15 protein-coding genes and 1 pseudogene are annotated in these 18541 nt (G+C 37.4%); 8 read left to right on the top strand and 8 right to left on the bottom strand.

Annotation, left to right across the window (positions count from 1 at the left end; genetic code table 11):
* Both AP75_RS14305 and AP75_RS10720 read left to right on the top strand, forming a co-directional pair.
* Positions 1-221: pseudogene (locus AP75_RS14305) on the top strand (hypothetical protein); the annotation flags it as partial.
* A complete protein-coding gene (locus AP75_RS10720) occupies positions 208-651 on the top strand; it encodes a DUF1801 domain-containing protein (RefSeq protein WP_221404537.1) in 444 nt (147 codons plus the stop codon). The pseudogene AP75_RS14305 and the gene AP75_RS10720, both read left to right, overlap by 14 nt.
* Positions 652-731: 80 nt before the next feature.
* Here AP75_RS10720 and AP75_RS10715 read toward each other — a convergent pair whose 3' ends face one another.
* On the bottom strand, positions 732-1895 hold the full coding sequence (locus tag AP75_RS10715; protein WP_088264645.1) for a sensor histidine kinase: 1164 nt from the start codon (positions 1893-1895) through the stop codon (positions 732-734).
* Between the two features lie 12 nt (positions 1896-1907).
* Positions 1908-3281 (bottom strand): D-alanyl-D-alanine carboxypeptidase/D-alanyl-D-alanine endopeptidase, encoded by a 1374-nt coding sequence (gene dacB / locus AP75_RS10710; protein ID WP_088264643.1) that lies wholly within the window; start codon positions 3279-3281, stop codon positions 1908-1910.
* A 192-nt stretch (positions 3282-3473) separates the two neighbouring features.
* Here dacB and AP75_RS10705 point away from each other — a divergent pair, with 192 nt between their 5' ends.
* On the top strand, positions 3474-5678 hold the full coding sequence (locus tag AP75_RS10705; RefSeq protein ID WP_088264641.1) for a RelA/SpoT family protein: 2205 nt from the start codon (positions 3474-3476) through the stop codon (positions 5676-5678).
* 16 nt (positions 5679-5694) lie between these two features.
* Complete coding sequence (gene nhaA / locus AP75_RS10700; RefSeq protein WP_088264639.1) at positions 5695-6867, top strand: Na+/H+ antiporter NhaA; 1173 nt, start codon at positions 5695-5697, stop codon at positions 6865-6867.
* A gap of 2 nt (positions 6868-6869) precedes the next feature.
* Here nhaA and AP75_RS10695 read toward each other — a convergent pair whose 3' ends face one another.
* Positions 6870-7871, bottom strand: a complete 1002-nt coding sequence (locus AP75_RS10695) for a YihY/virulence factor BrkB family protein (RefSeq protein ID WP_088264637.1) — start codon at positions 7869-7871, stop codon at positions 6870-6872.
* 30 nt (positions 7872-7901) lie between these two features.
* Here AP75_RS10695 and AP75_RS10690 point away from each other — a divergent pair, with 30 nt between their 5' ends.
* From AP75_RS10690 to AP75_RS10680, 3 genes are read left to right on the top strand one after another with little or no spacing between them, the layout of a single operon-like run.
* Positions 7902-8375 carry a 23S rRNA (pseudouridine(1915)-N(3))-methyltransferase RlmH gene (locus AP75_RS10690; protein ID WP_031502979.1) on the top strand — a complete coding sequence of 158 codons (474 nt, stop codon included), beginning with the start codon at positions 7902-7904 and terminating at the stop codon, positions 8373-8375.
* Positions 8376-8425: 50 nt separating this feature from the next.
* A complete protein-coding gene (locus AP75_RS10685) occupies positions 8426-9202 on the top strand; it encodes a HipA family kinase (protein ID WP_088264635.1) in 777 nt (258 codons plus the stop codon).
* Complete coding sequence (locus tag AP75_RS10680) at positions 9189-9572, top strand: DUF3037 domain-containing protein (RefSeq protein WP_031502981.1); 384 nt, start codon at positions 9189-9191, stop codon at positions 9570-9572. Before AP75_RS10685 ends, AP75_RS10680 begins: the two co-directional genes overlap by 14 nt.
* Before the next feature lie 64 nt (positions 9573-9636).
* Here AP75_RS10680 and AP75_RS10675 read toward each other — a convergent pair whose 3' ends face one another.
* The 5 genes from AP75_RS10675 to AP75_RS10655 all read right to left on the bottom strand — a co-directional run bounded on the left by AP75_RS10675 (position 9637) and on the right by AP75_RS10655 (position 17953).
* A complete protein-coding gene (locus AP75_RS10675) occupies positions 9637-12351 on the bottom strand; it encodes a TonB-dependent receptor plug domain-containing protein (RefSeq protein ID WP_031502983.1) in 2715 nt (904 codons plus the stop codon).
* Positions 12352-12541: 190 nt separating this feature from the next.
* Positions 12542-14869 (bottom strand): ATP-dependent helicase, encoded by a 2328-nt coding sequence (locus AP75_RS10670; protein ID WP_088264633.1) that lies wholly within the window; start codon positions 14867-14869, stop codon positions 12542-12544.
* 159 nt (positions 14870-15028) lie between these two features.
* The gene (locus AP75_RS10665) at positions 15029-15463 is read right to left on the bottom strand and encodes a cold-shock protein (protein ID WP_031504747.1); all 435 of its coding nucleotides are present in this window, start codon (positions 15461-15463) and stop codon (positions 15029-15031) included.
* A 266-nt stretch (positions 15464-15729) separates the two neighbouring features.
* Positions 15730-16095, bottom strand: coding sequence for a response regulator transcription factor (locus tag AP75_RS10660; protein ID WP_031504745.1), 366 nt, complete (start codon positions 16093-16095; stop codon positions 15730-15732).
* A 13-nt stretch (positions 16096-16108) separates the two neighbouring features.
* A complete protein-coding gene (locus tag AP75_RS10655; protein ID WP_088264631.1) occupies positions 16109-17953 on the bottom strand; it encodes a PAS domain-containing sensor histidine kinase in 1845 nt (614 codons plus the stop codon).
* A 192-nt stretch (positions 17954-18145) separates the two neighbouring features.
* Between AP75_RS10655 and secG the strand changes: the two genes are divergently transcribed.
* Positions 18146-18499, top strand: a complete 354-nt coding sequence (secG, locus tag AP75_RS10650) for a preprotein translocase subunit SecG (RefSeq protein WP_031501312.1) — start codon at positions 18146-18148, stop codon at positions 18497-18499.
* Positions 18500-18541 lie beyond the last annotated feature (42 nt).

The following is an 18541-nucleotide window of genomic DNA, read 5'->3' as shown; positions in this document are numbered from 1 at the left end:
CTATCATCGGACATTTAAAAACCGATTTTAGGCTGGCAAAAAATTACTTCATGGGAGAAACGGGACCACAAATCAATGCATTACTAGCTGCAACCGCTTGGAACATGAAGAAAATGATGGAACTACTGAAACAGAAAATTATTTTCTTATTTTATAAGATACAAATTATGCTGTTTTCTAATCCTGTTTTTAAATATAAATTAAATAGTGGGTTTTGTTAAGGAACGACTAAATAACGTGCCTCCCGAAAGAGCAGACGCCTTCAATGCATTGCATAAAACGATCCTGAAAAATCTACCCGAAGGATTTGAAGCGGCTATGAGTTACGGAATGTTGGGCTATGTAGTTCCGCATCGAATCTATCCTGCTGGTTATCATTGTAAACCTGCCGAGCCATTGCCTTTTGCCTATATTGCTTCGCAAAAAAACTCGATTAATTTCTATCACATGGGGATTTATTCTAACCCTGAACTTTTGGATTGGTTTGTAGCGGAATTTCCCATACACAGCAAACAAAAATTGGATATAGGCAAAAGCTGCATCCGATTTAAAAAATTGGAAGAAATTCCGTACGAACTCATTGGAGAATTAATGACCAAAATGAGTGTACAACAGTGGATTGATCTGTACGAAAGTAAGTTTAAAAAATAAATTTCGCGGAGCGCGCGACGATAAAATGAGAACCTGCTCCAACAAATCAAACGTTGATAAACAAAACTCCGAAAAAAACCTTACGGATTTTTCATCATAATCCGGAAAGTGGTTCCCTTGCCTACTTCGGTTTGCGCAATTCGGCTGTCGCCGTTGTGGTATTCTTTGATTACCCTTTTTGCCAAAGACAAACCTAGACCCCACCCTCGGCTTTTGGTAGAATATCCTGCTTTGAAAGCGTTTCTTACCTGAAAAGCCGTCATTCCCGAACCGGAATCTTTGAAATCGATTACAATATTTTTATGCTTTTCGAAGAGTTCTATTTCCAATTTACCTTCCCCTTTCATGGCGTCTACAGCATTTTTCACGATATTTTCAATCACCCAACTCAACAAAATTCGGTTGTGAGGAATTAGGATGTTTTGTTTAGGAAGAATGAGCATGAACCGAACTTTGGTAGATATTCTGGATTTCAGATAATCGAAATTCTGCTGTAAGGTTTCATTAATATTCAAATCGTTCAACTCCGGAACCGAGCCGATTTTGGAAAATCTTTCGGAAATGGTTTTCAACCGGTTGATGTCGTTTTCAATTTCTTTTACCCCTTCGCTATTTTCGTTCTCCATGCGGAGAATCTCGATCCAGCCGATCATTGAAGAAAGTGGCGTTCCGATTTGGTGAGCGGTTTCTTTAGCCAAACCAGCCCAAACATAGCCTTCATCGGTTTTTTTAATCGTCCTCAGAAACCAAAAAGAAAACGAAATATAGGCAATCACCAACAAACCCAAAATATACGGCGTGTACCGAAGATTATTCAGCACATCGGAGTTCATGTAATACACATATTGGTTGTTTCCATCGGGCATTTGCAACTCGATAGGTTCGTAGGAGCTTTCCATTTTTCTGAGTAAGGAACGCATTTTAGCGTCATCATCTAGAATATTTTCCGGAATATTTTTTTGTAAACCTATAGGTTTTTTGTTTTTGTCGGTCACGATTACCGGAATTGTATTGTTCGTTTCATTGATTTTTAATAACAAATCCAGCGTCATCGGATCTTCGATGATCTGCGCTTCTTGTTGGTATTTCATTGCGGTTGCAAAAAGTCCGATCCGCTTGATTTCTTCTTTTCTTAAAAAATCAATCAAAATCACAGACGCAATCACGACCCCGCCAATTGCCGCGGTGAGCAAAATATAAATAACCCAGTTGTTGATTTTAGAAAAAAAACTTCTTCGTTTCATTGAAATTGCTGATTATTTCAGAACATTTAGGACTTTGTATAAAGCATCACTGATATTAGAACCCTGATAATTGTTGATGATAATGGCGAATACATACTTTTTCCCATCTTTGGAGGTATGATAGCCTGCAAAGGATTTCGTGTTTTTCATCGTTCCGCTTTTCATTTTCATGCCGTTGCCTTGTGTAGGGAAACCATCAAAAAACTCATTAAACCACGGCTGTTTGCGGCTCCAAAGCAAAGATTGCACTTCGGCTCTGGCGGAAACATAATTTTGTGGAGAAAGCCCGCTTCCATCAGCGAAATTAATCATCGCAGGATTAATGCCTTTGCTTTTCCAAAATTCTTTCAGATAAGAAATTCCTGCATCGAAACTTCCTTCATTTTTCTTTGCTTTTCCTAAAGTTTTAATGAAAGTCTCCCCATAAAAGTTGATGCTTTTCCTCATAAACCAATAAACCATTTTGTCTAAAGTCGGCGATTTATATTCTAAAATCACGTTATTTGAAGGCGCATTCGGAATGGTTTTCCCCTTGATTTTCTCAACAGAAACCGAAGTGATAGTTCCATTCCATTCAATTCCCGATTCCTTCAACCATTTCTGAATTTCGCTCCCCAAAGAAAGTGGTGGATTGGGATTCGCTCCGGAAACCGTAATTGCTTTTGCAGGAAGCGTTCCGGTGATTAGTGCGACTTCGGAATACGGCGCAGTGTACACCAAACTTTGATCAGAACTTCCGCCGGTTTTCACATCGTTTATCCATTTTACATTCGGCAAATCAATGTTTAGACTTTTCATTTGTTTACCGTTCATATTGATATCAAACTGATTTTCTCGCCAATTCACGCCCCAAACTCCGGCTCCGTAATAGTTTCCCATATCGTTCCAAGGCCATCCACCAGGAACCTTCTGGAAATCAAAATAAGTATCGTCAATGATCAAATCACCCGAAATTTTGGTAATTCCTTTTGCCTTTATGGCTTCAATTAATTTTGCTTTAAAATTTTCAGGACGATAATTTTCGTAGCGCCAACTTCCCAAAGTAGGATCTCCGTTGGAGTTGATGTAAAGATTTCCAATGAGATTTCCGGACGATAAATTCCCTGTGTAAGAAGCGGTTGTGGTATATTGATAATCCTTTCCTAAAGTTTCTAAAACCGCAGCAGCCGTGAAAATCTTCTGGGTAGAAGCCGTAGAAAGTCCCTGATTTCCGTTGTATTCATAAATAAAATTCCCGGATTCATCGGCAACATACAACGACAAATTCGCCGAATAAGCGGGAGCCGAACTGAGTAAAGATTTGGTAGCAACCTCCAATTTCTGAGCGATATTCTGAGCAAAAAAAAGGGTTGAACTCAGAAGCAGGATGGGAAAAGATTTGTTCATTCTTCTTTTTTATTTTCAAATATAACGAATAATATCTTCGGAAAGTGCCACAGAATCCACATTTTATAGAAACTGCCTTTTCACTTTTATGAAAGATGAACAAAACGATCTTTCATTCCTTGATTTAATCAATTTCATGGCAATAAATTCATATAAATTTCGTATTTTCGTGTAAATAACGATTTTTTGAAGATGGTTTACGATTTAGAACAAGAAAACAAGGAAATCCTCGCTCGCTACAAGGATTTGATTTCCAATACGTACCGCACTTTGGATGAGGAACAAAACAAACTGATCCGAAAAGCGTTCGATATTGCTTTGGATGCCCACAAAGATCAGCGTAGAAAAACCGGCGAACCCTATATTTATCACCCAATTGAAGTGGCGAAAATTGTGGCCAACGAAATCGGTTTAGGTGCAACTTCTATCGCTTGTGCTCTGCTCCACGATGTAATCGAAGATTCTGAATACACCTACGAAGACCTCAAAAAAATATTCGGCAAAAAAATCGCTGATATCGTGAACGGTCTCACCAAAATTTCGGTGATGAACCATCAGAACATCTCCATTCAGTCGGAAAATTACCGTAAACTTTTGCTTACCCTTTCCGAAGATTTCCGCGTTATTTTAATTAAAATTGCAGACCGGCTCCACAATATGCGAACCTTGGAAAGCATGACGCCTGAAAAACAAAAGAAAATCGCTTCGGAAACCGTTTACATTTATGCGCCACTTGCCCATCGTTTGGGACTTTATAGCATCAAATCGGAATTGGAGGATTTGTCTTTAAAATTCAACAATCCTGATGTCTATTTTGATATCGTCGAAAGATTGGAACTCGCGAAAGAAAGCAGAGAAAAATACATCGAAGAATTTAAGAAAGAAGTTTCTGAACAGTTGATCAATGAGGGATTAAGCTTCTCGATAAAAGGCCGCGCAAAAGCCATTTCATCGATTTACAGGAAAATGCTGAAACAGGGCGTAACCTTTGATGAAGTATATGACAACTATGCAATTCGAATTATTTACCGTTCGGATGCTAAAAACGAAAAATTCCTTGCCTGGAAAATCTATTCCATCGTAACAGACCTTTATCACAGCAATCCTCAGCGAATGCGCGACTGGATTACCCAACCTCGATCGACCGGATACGAAAGTTTACACCTTACCGTTTTAGGACCTGATAAAAAGTGGATTGAAGTACAAATCCGGTCCGAAAGAATGGACGATATTGCCGAAAAAGGTGTGGCGGCTCACTATAAGTACAAAGAAGGATTCCGACAAAACAGCGACGAGAAAAACTTCGAAACTTGGGTTACCGAAATCCGCGAAGTTCTAGAAAACCAACAATCGCTGAGTACTACGGAACTTTTAGATAATATCAAACTGAATCTGTACTCCAAAGAGGTTTTTGTTTTCACGCCAAAAGGGGAAATAAAGATTCTTCCTACAGGTTCTACTGCTTTAGATTTTGCATTTTCAGTGCATTCCGATTTGGGGACCAAATGTCTCGGCGCGAAAGTAAACGGAAAACTGGTTCCTATTTCTTATGTTTTGCAAAACGGTGATCAAGTTGATATCCTGTCATCACAAAACCAAAAACCCAAAGCAGATTGGCTTGATTTCGTGGTCACTTCAAAGGCCAAATCGAAGATTAAAGCGATTTTAAATTCTGAAAAAAATCATTTGGTAGAAGAAGGAAAAGAAATTTTGCAAAGAAAAATGCGCCACGCAAAATTGAATTTTAATGATGAGGAAATCAATAAAATGCAGAAATTCTTCAACCTAAAATCTTCGCAGGAATTATTTTTAGGTTTCCAAAATGGTAGTTTGGATATCGGCGACATTAAAAAATACTCTGAAGGGAAAAGCCTTTTCAGCAATATTTTGCAACGTTTCCGAAAATCTCCCAACAAAAATGAGGCCTTCGAAGAAGCTCCGGAAACCAATTTAGATTTGATTGTTTTTGGGAAAGATGAAGAAAAAATGAACTACGGTTTCGCGAAATGTTGTACCGTAATTCCGGGTGATAAAATCTTTGGTTTCATCACCATTTCTGATGGGATAAAAGTCCATAACGATAATTGCCCGAATGCAATTAACTTGCGTGCACAATACGATTATCGAGTTCTTCCCGCAAAATGGGTGAATGAAGAAAGCTTCAAAAACAGAATTAAAATTGAAATCGAGGGCTTAGACAGAATGGGAATGATTAACGATATCACCGCGGTGATCAGTAATTCAATGAACATGGATATGAAAAGTATGTCGATTGAATCCAACAACGGTATTTTCTTGGGAAACATCAATCTAGAAGTGAAAAACAGAAGTCAATTAGAGGAAACTTTCAAACAACTGAAAAATATCAACGGGGTTTCGCGTGTAAAACGACTTTAACAAAAAAAATTAATTAATGCTTATTACTCAATATTTCAAAAAATTTCTACATAATTCACAATCTTCAGGTATTTTACTTATATTCTGCGTTGCCGTTTCCTTGATGGTCGCAAATTCATCACTTGGCAATGCCTTTCAAAATCTGCTCGACACGAAAATAGGCACTGAAATTTTCCACCTAAATTATCCGGTAAGTATTTGGATTAATGATGGTTTGATGGCGATATTCTTTCTGGTTGTCGGTTTAGAAATAAAGCGCGAAATCGTAGAAGGCGAACTTTCCAGTTTTTCGAATGCTTCATTGCCGATTGTTGCTGCACTTGGTGGAATGCTGGTTCCCGCTTTAATATTTTTCCTTTTCAATCAAGGAACCGATTTTGCGAAAGGATGGGCAATTCCGATGGCAACGGATATCGCTTTTTCATTGGCAATCATTTCGATGTTGGGAAAAAAAGTACCGGTATCTCTGAAGATTTTTCTTGCTGCACTTGCTATTGTTGATGATCTGGGCGCAATTGTAGTGATTGCCATTTTTTATACCGACCAAATTCATTGGGATTATTTAGGTTTGAGCGCTTTGATGGTTGTTATTTTAATCATTTTGAACAGATTAAATGTCGTAAAACATATTTTCTATCTTATTCCGGGAGTTTTTCTGTGGTATTTTATGCATCATTCCGGCATTCATGCGACGATCGCAGGCGTTTTGCTGGCTTTTGCGATTCCTACTAATGTTTCGACGACTGAAATTTCACCGCTCGAAAAATTGGAGCAAAAACTCCACTTACCGGTTAACTTTATCATTATGCCGATTTTTGCACTTGCCAATACCAATATTGCATTCAAAAACGGAATGGTAGACGGACTTTTCAGCAATTTCGGTTACGGAATTATTTTGGGACTATTTTTAGGTAAAGTGATCGGCATCAACTTATTTTCCTATATTTTTATCAAGCTGAAAATAAGCACATTACCAGACAAAAGTTCTTGGTCTCAAATGATCGGAGTCGGGCTTTTGGCAGGAATTGGTTTTACCATGTCGATTTTCATCGCTTTGCTTTCATTTAAAGGATTTCCGGAGATTCAGGACGAAGCTAAATTTGCCGTTTTAGTGGCATCTTTACTCTCCGGTCTTGTAGGATTTGCCGTGCTTAATTTCTCTTTCAAAAGAAGAAAAGGATTACGGTAAATCTATTTTTTGGCAGTAATCGTGTGCGATTCGTCGGCTTCTTCCATATCTGGCAAAATATTCGGATCAAAATATTGTGCATTCAATTTTACTTCATCCGCGATCATTTTTTCGACTCGAACTTTCTTAATAGCAATGTTTAATTCGTTGCCCAAAAGAATCAAAATGATATTGATATTCACCCAAACCATCACCAAAATAATAGATCCAATCGATCCGTAAAGAACATTATATCTGGCAAAATCTTTAACATAAATCGCGAAAATATAGGTAAGAATCACAAATAAAACTGTGGTAAATACCGCTCCCGGCATTGCTTGTTTAAACGTAGTAATTTTAAGGCAACCCACCCAATAAAAAAGAGCCAGCAAGATAAAATAGAAAATAGGAAAAGAGATAAATCCGATGATTTTCGACATATTATCTACCAACCAGGAAATATTAATTTCAGGGGTGAAGAGTTTCAGGACGACTTCGCTATAATAAATCCCCAATAACGAAGCGATAATGAGAAAAATAAACGCAATGGTAATTACAAATGCTACCAAATATTCCTTTACAACACCTCTTCTAAGATTGGTATTAAGATTAAACCCATTGATCAAAGAATGCGTTCCGTTCACCGCAAAAATCAATGCAAAAATAATGGTTAAATTACTGATATTCTTCATATTAGGAAGAATAAAAGTTTGAATATAACCGGAAACATCTTTCTGAATATGTGCAGGAAAAATATTGTGCATTAAAACCTCAAAAATATAGAACTGAAGCTTGTCGTAATGCGGAAGATAGGGTAATAAAGACAGCAAAAAGAGAATAAAGGGAAACAAACTAAGGAAAAAACTCCACGAAATACTCGCAGCAATTCTACCAATTTGCATTTTGAAAACGCCCTGCCCATAAATCTCAAACATTTTCCATAGCGAAATGCCTAAAAAAGGGATATGAATACTATCAAGAAATTCACGAATTTTGAGAATGAATTGAGGAGTTTTAATGCCCATTAATCTATATTTGCAGAACAAAGATAAGAAATGAGAATTAATTTGGTTTGCATGGGAAAAACTGACGATAAAGAAATCAGCGGGCTTGTAAAATATTATCAAAATCGGCTCCCGAAACACTGGAATTTCGAAATCACTGAAGTCCCGGATGTGAAAAATGCAAAATATCTTTCGCCCGATCTTCTCAAAAAAGAAGAAGCAAAACTGTTCCTCAATCAAACCGAAAATTCCGATTACATCATTTTGCTGGACGAGAAAGGAAAACAGTTTACCAGCCGAGAATTTGCCTCAAAAATCGACACTTGGATGAATGCTTCTGTAAAAAGGATTTCTTTCTTTATCGGTGGCGCTTATGGTTTTTCGGAGGAAATTTATCAACGGGCAAACGAGAAAATGTCTTTATCGAAAATGACTTTCACCCATCAAATGATTCGTCTCTTTTTTGTTGAACAAATCTATCGTGCCGATCAAATTCTTCAAGGAAAACCTTATCACAACGACTAATTTGCTATCCCAAAACCGATACTTCCCTTTTTTTGTGTATTTTTGATTTTATGGATTTATCTCTTAGAACTGTTACGGTGATGCGCTACATTCTTCCACTCCGCGAAGGTGGTTCGTTGCCTGCTTTGGCGGAAGCTGATGATGATTTTAAATATGTTTTAAAATTCCGTGGTGCTGGTCATGGAGTTAAAATGCTGATCTCCGAACTTTTAGGTGGCAAAATTACAGAAGTTCTGGGTTTGAAAATTCCAGAATTGGTTTTTGCGAACCTTGATGTGGACTTCGGAAGAACGGAAGCCGACGAAGAAATTCAGGATTTGCTAAAGTTTTCCGAAGGATTAAATTTGGGTTTACATTTCCTTTCCGGAGCAATTGCTTACGATGCATCCGTAAAAATAGATCCGCTACTGGCATCGAAAATTGTATGGCTGGATGCATTCATCACCAATATCGATCGTACGTTCAAAAATACCAATCTTTTGCTTTGGCACAAAGAATTGTGGGTGATCGATAACGGGGCATCATTTTATTTCCACCATTCTTGGCAAAACTTCGAGTCCGCAGCGAAAACACCTTTCAAATATGTAAAAGATCACGTTCTGCTTTCTCAGGCTTCGGAACTGGACAAAGCTGATGCCTTTGCAAAATCAGTTTTGAATGATGATGTTTTCCGGGCAATTGTAAATTTAATCCCTGAAGAATGGTTAAAATGGAACGACGCCGATGAATCGCCAGAAGAAATACGAGAAATTTATTTTAATTTCCTGAAAACCAGATTAGAAAATTCTGAAATATTTTTAAACGAAGCCAAAAATGCAAGAGGATAAAATTTACGAATACGCGGTAATAAGACTTGTTCCGATGGTTGAGAGAGAAGAATTTTTCAATATCGGTCTCGTATTGTTTTCTAAAAAGGAAAAATACATCCGAATGGAATTTCATTTGTGCCCGAAAAAATTTGAGTTAATGCATTCCAAATTGGATTTTGAAGATATTAAAAAAAATCTGGAAAACTTCAAAAATGTTGCAAATGGCGAAAAAGCCGGTGGTGAAATAGGAACTATGGATATTCCCGAAAGATTCCGCTGGCTGACTGCCGTGAGAAGTTCGGTGATTCAGACCTCACGGCCACATCCTGGGAAAACAAAGGATTTAGATGCAACTTTTAACCGTTTATTTGAAGAATTGGTGAAGTAGAAATCTTTAATTATAAAAAAACGGACTCAATATAATTGAATCCGTTTTTTAATTGAAACTTTATCTAGAAGCTAAAGTTCAGCCTTGAAAATACATATCTTCCGTTCTGACCAAATTGTGATGTTGACCTGGAATAAACGAATTGATCATTATTTGACGAAGCAGGAAGATTTTTCGTCGGATAAACATCAAATAAATTGTTCGTACCTAGCGTGATACTAAGGTTTTTATTCAGTTGATACGCGACAGAAATATCGGTAACGATTTTATCGGTAATCGTTTGATGTTCATTCAAAGATACCACTCCATCGCCATTTGCATCAATAATATCCGGACTGGTAACTTTTCCGAAATAGGTATTTCTAAGATAAAAAGTAGCGTCTTTCCAAGTGAAACTGTGCGATAAACTCGCCTTAACTTTTGGCACCGCTTCTTCTAGATAAATCCTGGATGCTTCTGAAAAGTACACATTCTCTAAATTAGCTGCTTGTAAAGCGCCGGAAGAATGAATATCCCCCACTCTCTTGGTTCTGTTGAGGTTTATGGCAAAATTATTGTCGAGTTTCGCCTCAGAAAATCGTGAGTGATGAGAAATTACCACATCCAAACCTTTTGTTTCAGTATCGATACCATTGGTAAAGAATTGAGCGGAATTCACACCGGATTGATCAAACAATTCAGGAGCAACCGATCTTGGGAACTGGCCTGTAAGAATAATTCGGTTGTCGATCCTTGTAAAAAATCCATCAGCCGTAAAAGTAAGATTTGCCGACGGTATTTTATAGGTAAACCCAACACTCGCAGATTTGGAACTTTCTTCTTTCAACTTCGGAATTCCCAATAAATGCGCGATTTGCGAATCGTTGCTGAAAGTGCCAACTTCTTTCAAAACCCCATCACTAAACAAAGTTGATGTTACATTATAATAAATTTGATGAATGGAAGGCGCTCGGAAACCGGTAGAACCTGCAAATCTAAAGTTGAAATTATCGGCCAACTTCACTCGTGAAGCTATTTTATAATTAAAAGTAGAGCCAAAATCTGAATAATTTTCATATCTCGCAGCGGCATTTACCAAAAGCCAATTGGTGAAATTCATCTCCAAATCGACATAACCAGCAACAGATTGACGGTTTTTATCCACTGCATTTTCCGGACGGAAACCTCCAAATACCTGCGAATTGCCTGGAAGCAAATTACCAAAAAAGTCGGTTGGTTTTATGTTGTTTGGCGTGGATGCTGTTTGCGGGTTTCCGTAGATGTCATAAGCGGTATAAGATGCTTCTTCACCAGCAGTAATAAGAAAGTTTTCAAAACGATGTTCCGCTCCGAATGCAGCATTAAAACCTTCTAGAACATCATAATTCTTAGAAAAATCTAAATTAACGGTGTTCTGAGAAAACTTCAGTCCACCTGCATCAAATTCATTTGGTGAGGCAAATCGTAATGAAGTATTTCCGGTATTTTTAATGGTATAATCAAATGAGTTTTGGCCAAATGTATTGCTTAAATCTATGTTCCAACCATTCCATTTTCCCTTAATTCCCGCCGCAAGCGAAAGGTCCAAAATATTGGTTCCGATCTCCGGTAAGTAACCATTAGGATAAATCCCGGTAAAGGTTCTGCTTTGATTTGGTCGTCTGTAAAACCCACCGGAAGTTCCATTTCTTAAACTGAAACCTCCAAAAGTGTACACCTTCCAAGTATCACTTATTGGCATTTCGATATTAGCAAAAAACTGATGGTTATTGAGCTTGGATTGCCCAACTTGCATATTGAAATCTTTTCGGTTCAAACCACGGTAAGACAATTCCTGATCCGTAACATTCGCTTTTAATAGACCTTGCAAAGTAGTAATTGTATTGGCATTTTGTATCTGATTCTGGAATTCCTGGGAAAAATAGTTTACCTGTTGCGAATATTGGTGAATATTATCAATGATTTGCTGCGTGTTTGCAGTGTTGTTGATATTACTATAGAGCGAAGAAAGATTTACACCATTATTTAATGCTCGTTGCTCAATCGCGTTGTAAGCATTGTAGATTGCGCCACTTTCCGTTCCGGCTCTTGAAGTTGGATTTCTAAAAGTGGATGCCCAGGTTAGGTTATAAAAACCTCCTTTTTTCCCAATTTTATTACCATAATTAAGGTCAACTTGGATGGTTTGTCCGTCAAAATCTCCGGTATGATCGTTCGCTGTTGGCGTTAAATTTCCTCCGTAAGAAACCTGGCCACCCAACTTTCCGGTATCGTTCTTTAATGCTAAATTGATTACTCCTGCAATTGCATCAGAGCCATACTGCGCTGAAGCTCCATCTCTCAATACTTCAATTTTTTGAATCGCAAAAGATGGAATCGCATTTAAATCTGTACCAACTGTTCCTCTACCTGGACTTCCATTGACGTTCACCAAAGCAGAAGTGTGTCTTCTTTTTCCGTTTACTAAAACCAGAACCTGATCAGGTCCTAAACCTCGCAACTGAGCAGGATCCAAATGATCTGTTCCATCGGCGTTGGTTTGAATCGTTGAGGTAAATGATGGCGCAACTGAATTTAAAATTGCAGAAATATTCGTTTGAGGCAATACCAAGGATTCCTGCTTCAAGTTGAAAACATCTACAGGAACCGGACTGTCGATTTTGGATCTTGCTCCATTTCTGGATCCTAAAATAACCACTTCCTCTACATTGCTCACTCTAGTGCTGTCGGTTTGTGCATAGGCATTGGATGCTAGAAAAAACAATACCGAAGCCGACAAAATAGTTTTTCTTTTATTCATATAATGATTTATTAATTAATGTTTTTTACAAATTTCGATCTGCAAAAGTAAATCATTTAAATTAGTCTACAAAATAAGTAGACTTTTAATATAAAAAAAATATTGAAGAGTTTTCAATATCTTTTTTATTTAAAAAATTGCATTTAAGTTTGATTTACAGAAGATTAACTAATTCCTTTTTCCTACAAGATTAGATCTTTGTCAATTTTGCAAACTTAAGAATCAGATTTTTCTCGCCTTCATGCTGGAATTTTACTTTCGCTTTTATATTATCAGGGTCGGTTCCATCAAGGAAAAGCACTTCTCCCACTCCAAAACGGTCATGCCGAACTTGATCACCAACTTCGATATTTTCTGAAGAAGCTCCGCTAGGATTGGTAATTCTAGCAGTGGCAACCGGTTTTAATTTTTGTGAAACTGGCAAGGGTTCACTTCTTTGAATACTTTTCTTTTCTTCTTTCTTTTTGAAAAATCTTGGTTCGGCAGGTTCATCATCAAAAATACTGGACTTTAAGCCGGAACGATTGATAAAACGAGTTTCTGCAACAGGATTTATAAATTCCAAATGTTGAGCATCCATTTCACTCAAAAACCGCGACGGTTCCGCATCGGTAATTTTTCCCCACTGAAACCTGGAAACTGCATAAGTGAAATATGCCTGTTTTTCGGCTCTGGTTAAAGCCACATAAAACAATCTTCGCTCCTCTTCAAGCTCTTCCCTAGTCGATGAACTCATGAAACTAGGGAAAAGATTTTCTTCCAAACCAACAAGGTGCACCACTGGAAATTCCAAACCTTTCGAAAGGTGAATCGTCATCAGCGAAACCTGATCTCCTTGTTCGTCTTTATCGGTTTGTGTATCCGCTGACAGCGCGATGTTTTCTAGAAAATTGGATAATGATGGATCACCATCTTCAATTTGTTGTTGCTCTTCGATGAAACCCTGCATCGAATTCATCAATTCCTGAATATTTTCCACTCGTGAAATTCCTTCGGGTGTTTGATCGTCTTTCAAAAATTTAATCAAACCACTTCGTTTAGCAACTTCCATCGCTACATTATAAGCATTTTCGGTTTTCAGCATTACTTGAAAAGCTTTAATCATCGACCAGAAATCTGAAAGTTTAGTTAAAATTCCGTTGTTTAATCCCAATTGTGGGGCATAAATTCCTAAATTATCCAAAACTGAAGACACAGAAACATTCTGCGAATCCGCAAAAACCACTAATTTATTCTGAGTAGTTTCCCCGATTCCTCGAGCAGGATAATTAATGATTCGCGACAGCGCTTCACCATCATTTTCATTAATCAAAATTCGTAGATAGGCAATTAAATCCTTTACTTCTTTTCTTTGATAAAAGGAAAGTCCACCGTATACTTTATAAGGAATATTTTTTCTTCTCAACGCATCTTCGAAAGCACGAGTTTGAGAATTGGTACGGTACAATATCGCAAAATCGGTAAATTTTCTTTGCTCGGAATTGTGTTTTTCCCAAATATTCGAAGCCACAAAACTTGCTTCGTCCGCATCAGAAAGAGCACGATAAACTTTAATTTTATCTCCTTCTTCGTTCTCACTGAATACATTTTTCTTAAACTGCTGAACGTTTTTAGAAATCACCACATTAGCAGCATTTACAATATTTTGCGTGGATCGGTAATTTTGTTCCAGCGAAACCGTAACCGCGTCCGGATAATCTTTTTTAAAGTTTAAAATATTATAAATATTCGCACCTCGGAATGAGTAAATGGATTGTGCATCATCGCCCACCACACAAATATTTTCAAATTTTGAAGCCAAAGCTTTTACAATCAAATACTGCGAATGGTTGGTATCCTGATACTCATCGACCAAAATGTACCGGAAACGATCCTGATATTTCGCCAAAACCTCCGGAAATCTGGTGAGTAACTCGTTTGTTCTTAAGAGCAAATCATCAAAATCCATCGCGCCGTTTTTAAAACAAGCTTCCACATATTTTTGATAAATCAATCCCATATGTTTCATGTTCGCACGTTCATCATTTTCGATGAGTTCGGGATTTCCGAAATAGGCTTTCACCGTGATGAGATTGTTTTTGTAATTGGAAATTCTGGCTTGAACTTTTTTCGGTTTGTATAAATCCGCATCGATATTGTTATCTTTCAACACTTTTCTGATGACGTTTAGCGAATCTTGAGAATCGTAAATCGTAAAATTTGACGGAAAACCCAATAAGTGCGCTTCACTTCTAAGAATCCTTGCAAAAACCGAGTGAAAAGTTCCCATCCAAAGAGATTTCGCTTCACTTTGTCCGACCACTTTTCCAATACGCTCTTTCATTTCTTTAGCTGCTTTGTTGGTAAAGGTAAGCGCAAGAATATTAAATGGATCAACGAGATTGGTGATTAAATGGGCGATCCGCATGGTGAGTACACGGGTTTTGCCGGAACCTGCGCCTGCGAGTACCATTAGCGGACCTTCCAGGGTGGTTACGGCTTGATATTGTGCTTCATTTAAACCTTTCAAATAATCCATTAGAACAAAAATTTTGGGTCACAAATTTAGTGAAATATATACGGAAGTCAAAGTGAAGATCTGCGTCCGAACTGTTAAATTATTTTAATCAAAATCCCAAAAAAGCTCCAAATATGGAGCTTTCAATGAGAATTATTTTGATTATTGTTTTCACAATAATTATTTGATGAGTTGAATATTCACCGCGGAAAAACCTTTCGGGGAACGTTCTTTATCGAAAGAAACTTTGTTTCCTTTTTTCACAGGGTGTGCACAGTTGTTTTCGTGAAAGAAAATATTGTCTTTCGTGCTGTCTTCAGTGATGAAGCCGTAACCTTTATCGCTAAGGAAAGTGATGATTCCGGATTGGATTTTGTCTTCCACAGGAATCGGAGCTGCACCGAGTTGAATATCATCGAGATTAATTCCTTCGCGGTTTTGATCATGGGGACGGGTTTCTGTAAGTTGCCCGTTTTCATCGACATAAAGAAACATTTCCTCTAAACCTTTTCCCTTATTGTTATTGGTTTTGCGTTCTTCACGCTTAAGGTTTTTCTCCTTTTGTTTTTGAAGCTTTTTCTTGAAGTTTTCTTTTTTTGAGAAAGAATCTGCCATATATTATTATCGTATTTAAGTTTGTTTTAGTTGCTATTCGGTTGTATCATTGGCACCTGCTTACCGAAAAATCTGCGGGTGATAATGTATAAAAGCAACTGCGAAAAAACGATAACTGAGTAAGAAAAATGTAGAATTCTAAACGGTAATAGAGTAAGCAAAGGCAGCAGCCTTTTATAAATTATAGTGCAAAGATACAATTTTTATTTGACAATCGATGAGATTATATAACCCGATTTGAGCTTGACTTAATTAATTTAAAAAAATCAAGTCGTAAGTTTATTGAGTTGATCCATTACTTCATCAATTTCAAAAGGCTTTGCGATGAATGCATTGGCTCCGGACTGAAGCGCGGTTTGTTCCAGTCCTCTACTTGCAGACATAATCACCACCGGAATATTTTTCGTGGTTTCATTTTCTTTTAATTTTTTGCAAATATCTCTGCCATCTTCGCCGGAAAGCCACATATCGAGAAGAATAATGTCTGGTTTAGAGACAGATTCTACATAAGTGAAAATCTCGGATCCTCGCTCGAAAGCATTGACTTCAAAGCCTTCAAAATCGAGCATAATTCCCAAGGAATCCAAAATGGCTACATCATCATCTACAATTACAATCTTTTTTGAGTTCATTTTTTTTGAATATTTAACTTTGTGATAGGGGCAGCGAGAATGAAAACGTTGAACCTTTACCTAGAACACTATTGACCCAAATTTTCCCGCCAGAGCGTTCCACGATTTGTGCGGCGATATACAATCCCAATCCTAATCCCGGAAATGTGCTTTCCTCATCGCCACTTACCCGATAGTATTGCTCGAAAACACGGTCTTTTTTGTCTTCCGGCATTCCAATTCCAAAGTCTTTTACTGTAAAAATTACTTTATTTTCTTGATGTTGAGTTTCTACAATTATTCGATCGGCATGGGGTGAATATTTTATGGCATTTGCTATCAAATTGGTAATCACTTGCCCTATCCTTTCTCTATCAGCAAAAACTGTACCTCCTTTTTCTGTGTAAATTTCTATTTTGTGTATTGTGGACATTTGCAATTCTTCCGCAGTTTCCAAAACCACTTTTTCAAAATCAAAGCTGCTTTGATTAAGATGAATTTTTCCTGAATTAATTTTCGTTACATCCAATAAATCTCCGATTAACGAAGTGAGTTTCACAACTTGCAAATCCATTTTTTTAGCGAAATCAGCATTTTTTTCATCGCCGGTTTTTCTGAGCATTCGTTCCAAAACTTGGGCATACAATTTTAGGGAAGTCAAGGGTGTTTTTAGTTCATGACTAGCGATTCCCAGAAATGTATCTTTCTGTTTCACTAGATTTTTAAATTCAGTAATATCGGTACTGGTTCCAATCCATTTGCAAAATTCACCATCTTTGAAAAATGGAGTTCCCGTGGTAAGATACCATATATATTCATTCTTTTCGCGGTCGAACATTCTGTACTCCAACTCGAATTGTTTTGGATCCTCCGAAATATCTCGCCAAATTTTCGCAACGCTAGGCAAATCATCCGGGTGAACGATTTTAGTAAAATCAAATTTGTCGATTTCATCAATCGTTAAATTAAGCAATCTCAACAGATTAGCATTTCCATAATCTAATTTCCCGGTAGGACCTGCACTCCAAACCATATGTGGCATTGCGTTGGCAAAATTTCGGTATTCATCTTCGGCGGATTCTGCTATTTTCCTAGCATTGATCAATTCTGTTACATTTACGGCTACATTAATGATTGCATATACCTTTCCATCGACATCACGCATTGGTTTGTAGGAAAAATTGTAATAGAAAGTTTGTAGAACCCCATCCACGAATAAATCTACACGATCTTCCTGTGAGAAATAGGGTATTCCTGTTCTGTAAACGTTTTTTAGAATATCAATAAATGGTTGCCCCTGAAGTTCCGGCAAAGCATTCTGTAAGGTCTTACCAATTACCGTTTTGTCTTTTCCCCAAGTTCTAATCATTTGATCATTGGCAAATTCGATAATTAAATCTTCTCCTTTATAAATGGCCGTGGAATAATCCGAAGATTCTACTAGTTCCTTGAAACGGAGTTCACTTTCCCATAATTTCTTCTCAGAAAGAACCTTATCAGTAACTTCTGTAGCAACCACACTGACTCCAATAATTTTTTCATCATTAAAAATTGGTGAGTACAGAAAATCGAAATAGCAATCAGTCAAAATACCATTTTTCTCTAATTTAGCCAGCATATTGTTTCCTTTATAGGGCTTTCCTGATCGATAAACTTCCTGCAAAATCTTGGGAAACTCTTGATCCTTAATTTCGGGAGGTGCTTCCAGTAGTGGCAACCCAATAACGGACTCGCTTTTACCCCATAAATCCAGGATCTGCTGGTTGGCAATTTCTACCACCTGATTTTCTCCCATCAACATTGCTAATGCGATCGGTGCTTGACCAAAAAGTGTAGTTAAAGATTCAAAACTCACTTGGTGCTGAAGAAAATTTTTCATAATTGCTAATTTATAAAAAAAATAGGCTGATGACCACTAATATCCTATGTCCGATAAGAAATAATTATAAAATTTCTTTTCATAAATAATAGTTACTGGATGACATTTGCTGCTAACGAAAATAGACCTACTTTAATGTTTTATATTTGAAAATATTAATTATATTTGCACTTCTTAAACTTCGAACAAAAAATGAGCACAATATTTACATTATTCATGATTCTGATCATGATTGCGAGTATCTTACTAATCATCATCATCATGGCACAAAACCCAAAAGGTGGAGGTTTATCCGGAACTTTCGGTGGAACCTCATCTGCTCAGTTTGGAGTACAACGTACCAATGATTTCATGGAAAAAGCGACTTGGACTTTAGGAAGCGCAATTATAATTCTTATTTTACTAAGTGTTATTCTTACTGGGAAACCTAGCAACACGGTTCCAACTGCTCCGGTAAAAACAGAAGCTCCAGCTCCACAAACAGCGCCTGCTACAAACAGCCCTGCAACTGCACCGGTAAATACTCCGGCTCCAGCAGGAAATTAGCATTACGCTTTACACAACAAACAAAACGGCTTAGTAATTCTA

It is taken from the genome of Kaistella haifensis DSM 19056 (genome assembly GCF_000735695.2).
Taxonomy (GTDB): domain Bacteria; phylum Bacteroidota; class Bacteroidia; order Flavobacteriales; family Weeksellaceae; genus Kaistella; species Kaistella haifensis.
The sequence above is the reverse complement of the archived record's forward strand: the minus strand, read 5'-3'. Positions and strand labels throughout refer to the sequence as shown.

Excerpts from the sequence above, each read along its gene's own strand:
- AP75_RS10715 (WP_088264645.1), bottom strand. The coding sequence starts at position 1,895 with ATGAAACGAAGAAGTTTTTTTTCTAAAATCAACAACTGGGTTATTTAT.
- dacB (WP_088264643.1), bottom strand. The coding sequence starts at position 3,281 with ATGAACAAATCTTTTCCCATCCTGCTTCTGAGTTCAACCCTTTTTTTT.
- AP75_RS10705 (WP_088264641.1), top strand. The coding sequence starts at position 3,474 with ATGGTTTACGATTTAGAACAAGAAAACAAGGAAATCCTCGCTCGCTAC.
- nhaA (WP_088264639.1), top strand. The coding sequence starts at position 5,695 with ATGCTTATTACTCAATATTTCAAAAAATTTCTACATAATTCACAATCT.
- AP75_RS10695 (WP_088264637.1), bottom strand. The coding sequence starts at position 7,871 with ATGGGCATTAAAACTCCTCAATTCATTCTCAAAATTCGTGAATTTCTT.
- AP75_RS10690 (WP_031502979.1), top strand. The coding sequence starts at position 7,902 with ATGAGAATTAATTTGGTTTGCATGGGAAAAACTGACGATAAAGAAATC.
- AP75_RS10685 (WP_088264635.1), top strand. The coding sequence starts at position 8,426 with ATGGATTTATCTCTTAGAACTGTTACGGTGATGCGCTACATTCTTCCA.
- AP75_RS10680 (WP_031502981.1), top strand. The coding sequence starts at position 9,189 with ATGCAAGAGGATAAAATTTACGAATACGCGGTAATAAGACTTGTTCCG.
- AP75_RS10675 (WP_031502983.1), bottom strand. The coding sequence starts at position 12,351 with ATGAATAAAAGAAAAACTATTTTGTCGGCTTCGGTATTGTTTTTTCTA.
- AP75_RS10670 (WP_088264633.1), bottom strand. The coding sequence starts at position 14,869 with ATGGATTATTTGAAAGGTTTAAATGAAGCACAATATCAAGCCGTAACC.
- AP75_RS10665 (WP_031504747.1), bottom strand. The coding sequence starts at position 15,463 with ATGGCAGATTCTTTCTCAAAAAAAGAAAACTTCAAGAAAAAGCTTCAA.
- AP75_RS10660 (WP_031504745.1), bottom strand. The coding sequence starts at position 16,095 with ATGAACTCAAAAAAGATTGTAATTGTAGATGATGATGTAGCCATTTTG.
- AP75_RS10655 (WP_088264631.1), bottom strand. The coding sequence starts at position 17,953 with ATGAAAAATTTTCTTCAGCACCAAGTGAGTTTTGAATCTTTAACTACA.
- secG (WP_031501312.1), top strand. The coding sequence starts at position 18,146 with ATGAGCACAATATTTACATTATTCATGATTCTGATCATGATTGCGAGT.